The organism is Streptomyces sp. (assembly GCF_019510245.1).
GTDB lineage: Bacteria > Actinomycetota > Actinomycetes > Streptomycetales > Streptomycetaceae > Streptomyces.
Genome location: NZ_JAEKKT010000440.1, coordinates 1 through 3,091, shown reverse-complemented (window position 1 = coordinate 3,091; position 3,091 = coordinate 1). Strand labels below are relative to the sequence as shown.

The 3,091-nt window shown below is 71.5% G+C and carries 3 protein-coding genes; 1 reads left to right on the top strand and 2 read right to left on the bottom strand.

Annotation, left to right across the window (positions count from 1 at the left end):
• Together JF597_RS53605 and JF597_RS53600 are read right to left on the bottom strand one after the other, a co-directional pair.
• The coding region (locus JF597_RS53605; protein ID WP_294014319.1) for an alpha-galactosidase at positions 1 to 1,141 on the bottom strand (1,141 nt) is incomplete at its 3' end.
• A 186-nt stretch (positions 1,142 to 1,327) separates the two neighbouring features.
• Complete coding sequence (locus JF597_RS53600; RefSeq protein ID WP_294014317.1) at positions 1,328 to 2,347, bottom strand: LacI family DNA-binding transcriptional regulator; 1,020 nt, start codon at positions 2,345 to 2,347, stop codon at positions 1,328 to 1,330.
• A gap of 158 nt (positions 2,348 to 2,505) precedes the next feature.
• Here JF597_RS53600 and JF597_RS53595 point away from each other — a divergent pair.
• On the top strand, positions 2,506 to 3,091 hold a 586-nt coding region (locus tag JF597_RS53595), incomplete at its 3' end, for an ATP-binding cassette domain-containing protein (RefSeq protein ID WP_294014316.1).

Sequence of the window (3,091 nt, the reverse complement as noted above, 5' to 3'; positions counted from 1 at the left end):
ACCACAGGCCGGGCACGAGTCCCCGGCGCCGGACGTGCTCGAGGACCCGGTCGAGCCCGTCCGGAAAGCGTCGGGGCGACGGCAGCCACTCCCCTACCGTCTCCCACCAGTCACCGTCGTCGGCGTACCAACCGGCGTCGATCACGAAGTAGTCGGCACCGGCCTGGGCCGCCGCGTCGATGAGCGGGTACAGCGCGTTCGCCGTCGGATCGCCCATCACCGTATTCATGTAGTCGTTGAAGATGACCGCCGACGGCTCGCGAAGCGTCGCTGGGGCCGACGCCCGCCGGAAGCTCGTCAGCGCGGGCAACGCCAGCGGGGCGCAGGCCGGCTCCACGCAGATGGACGCCGGTGCGGACGAGAACGTCTCCCCCGGCCGCAGTTCGAGCTGCCACTGGTGGTGCTCGTCGGTCGGGCCCAGCAGCGCGAGGTAGAGGCTCTCGGGCCGCTCCCCCAACTGCCAAACCCACCCGCCGTTGTGCTCGACCTGGAACGACCATTGGGGCCCGGCCGGGTCGATGAGCACGCCCACCGGCATCTCGTACGCGGTCGGCCAGCTGCTCAAGCTCACCGCTTCGATGCAGCCGCGGGTGCGGAACGGCTTGCCCTCGACGTGCAGGTCGGGCAGCCCGGCCGCTCGCAACGGCACCCGCTCGAAGCGACCCTCGGCCAGCCAGTCGCTGCGGCCCCGCAACAAGGACCACTGGTCGAGCGCAGTGGGCTTGGGAGTGCCGAAGTCACCGAACGTCAGCGAGCTCACCGCGTGCAGCGTCACGGGCTGCGCGCCGACGTTTCGGGTATGGGTGCGGCCGCGCAGCCCCAACTCCTCGTCGTGGATGGTCAACTCGGCCGTGAACTCGAGCCCGGTCACGTCGTCGTACTGGGTCAGCGACGCGGTCTGCCACGGGCCGCGTCGCTCGACGCGGTGCGCGCGATGGCGGAGCCGGCGGCCGATCGCGGTGTCGACGAACCGGCGGCCGGCCCACTCCCGGCCGTGCCCGGCCGCGAGCGCCTCGACGAGCGGTGCCGTCGCGGGCGATAGGTCGGCTTGCCCAGGCCCGCGAAGGGACACCGTGGCCGGTTCGTCATCGCTCCAGCTCAGGGCGAGGCGAAGGCCGCTGCCCCGACTGGTGACGTCCATCGAACCCACGGTGCTCCCATTCGCCGGTGCGTTGTCGCACCATGAAAACGTTGATCAGACGGGAGCGCAAGAGTTTCGCGACAATTTCTGATAGCGATATCAGAGCGTCGCCTGACAGCGTTATCAGCGGATCGGACGCGACCGACCGCGCCGATCAATCAGCGCAAGATCATCGAGGGTTGGCCGTCAGCGCTTACGGTGGCGCGGGGCGGGGGCCGTGCTCTCGCGGACGACGAGCCGGGCCGGCACGCTGATGGTCGCGCGCCCCTCGGCACCGTTGATCGTCCGGTTCAGCAGCCCGAAGGTCTGCCGACCGAGCTCGGCAAAGTCCTGCGCCACGGTCGTGAGCGAGGGCGAGACGAGCGATGCGATGGGTTGATCGTCGAAGCCGATCACGCTGACGTCCTGGGGTACGCGCCGGCCCTGTTCCGTCATCGCTCGCAAGACGCCGACGGCGACCTCGTCGTTGCCCGCGAGCACCGCGGTCACTGCCGGGTCGGCGGCGAGCGTCTTGGCGAGTTCGTAGGCGTCGAGCGGATTCCACGATGCCGACAGCGGCTCCGGCGCGTCCACGCCGGCCGCCTTCAGCGCCGCCGCCCAGCCCGCCGTGCGGCCGCCGCGCCGGCCCGTGCTGGGCAGCGCGATGTGGTGGACCGTCCGATGCCCGAGCGACAGGAGGTACTCGGTGGCGGCCCGGGCGGCGCGCTGGTCGGCGAGGTAGGCCCGCGGCAGGTCGACCGAGCGGGACGGCGAGGCAGCGGCGACGACCACGGGGACGCTCCTGGGCAGCGCGGTCATCGCGGCGTGGCCCGGCTCGTCGAAGTCGAGCACGATCACTCCGGCCACCGCATGGCTGAGCACCATGTCGACGGCGCTGTTCACCGCTTCCGGATCGGGCGTCTCGACGACGGTGATCACCACCATGTAGCCGGCCGCCCGGGCCGCCTCTTCGATCCCTTCCACGGTGCGGGCGTAGCCGTAGCGGGAGGTGTTCGCGGCGAGGATCGCGATCATCGACCGCCGCCCGCTGACCAGGGCCCGCGCGGCGGCGTTCGGCCGGTAGCCAAGCTCCTCGATCGCCTTGAGCACCTGCGCCCGCCGCTTCTCGGCGACCGGGATGTTCCCGGTCAGCACCCGGGACACCGTCGGCACCGAGACGCCGGCGACGCGCGCGACGTCGGCGATGGTGGGTGGCTTGCCGGTCATCGGGTGCACCTTTGCTCGCGGGCTCGATCCCGCCGAACGATACCGGCCTGATCGACGTTTTCAGCGGAGCCCACTGGGGGACCGCCGGCGATCGCGCTTGTGCTTCGGCGGATCGGGATCTACGGTGAACGGATGATCATGAACAGATATTCACCGCGATGACGACGCCGGTGACCTTGTGCGGGCTCACCAAGCAGTTCGGGGCGGTTGCCGCCCTGGCCGACGTGTCGGTCGACTTCGCGCCCGGCGAGGTCACCGGCTTCCTCGGCCCCAACGGTGCGGGCAAGACGACGGCGATGCGGCTGATCCTCGGGCTCGCCCGGCCGTCCGCGGGGTCGGCCCTGATCGGCGGTCGGCGCTACGCCGAACTCGACCGGCCGCGGCGGATCGTCGGCGCGGTTATCGAGACGGCCGGCTTCCACACCGGTCGCACCGGTCGCGCGCACCTGTCGATCCTCGCGCTCGGCGCCGGTGTCGGGGCGGCGCGCGTCGAGGAGGTCCTGGACGTCGTCGAACTGGCCGGCGCCGCGGATCGGAGGATCGGCACGTACTCCCTCGGGATGCGGCAGCGCCTGGCGCTGGCCGGTGCGCTGCTCGGCGATCCGGCCGTGTTGCTGCTCGACGAGCCGGCCAACGGCCTCGATCCCGAGGGCATCGCCTGGCTGCGCCGTACCCTGCGTGGGCTCGCCGGTCAGGGGCGCACGGTCGTCGTGTCCAGTCACGTCCTCAGCGAGGTCGGCCAGA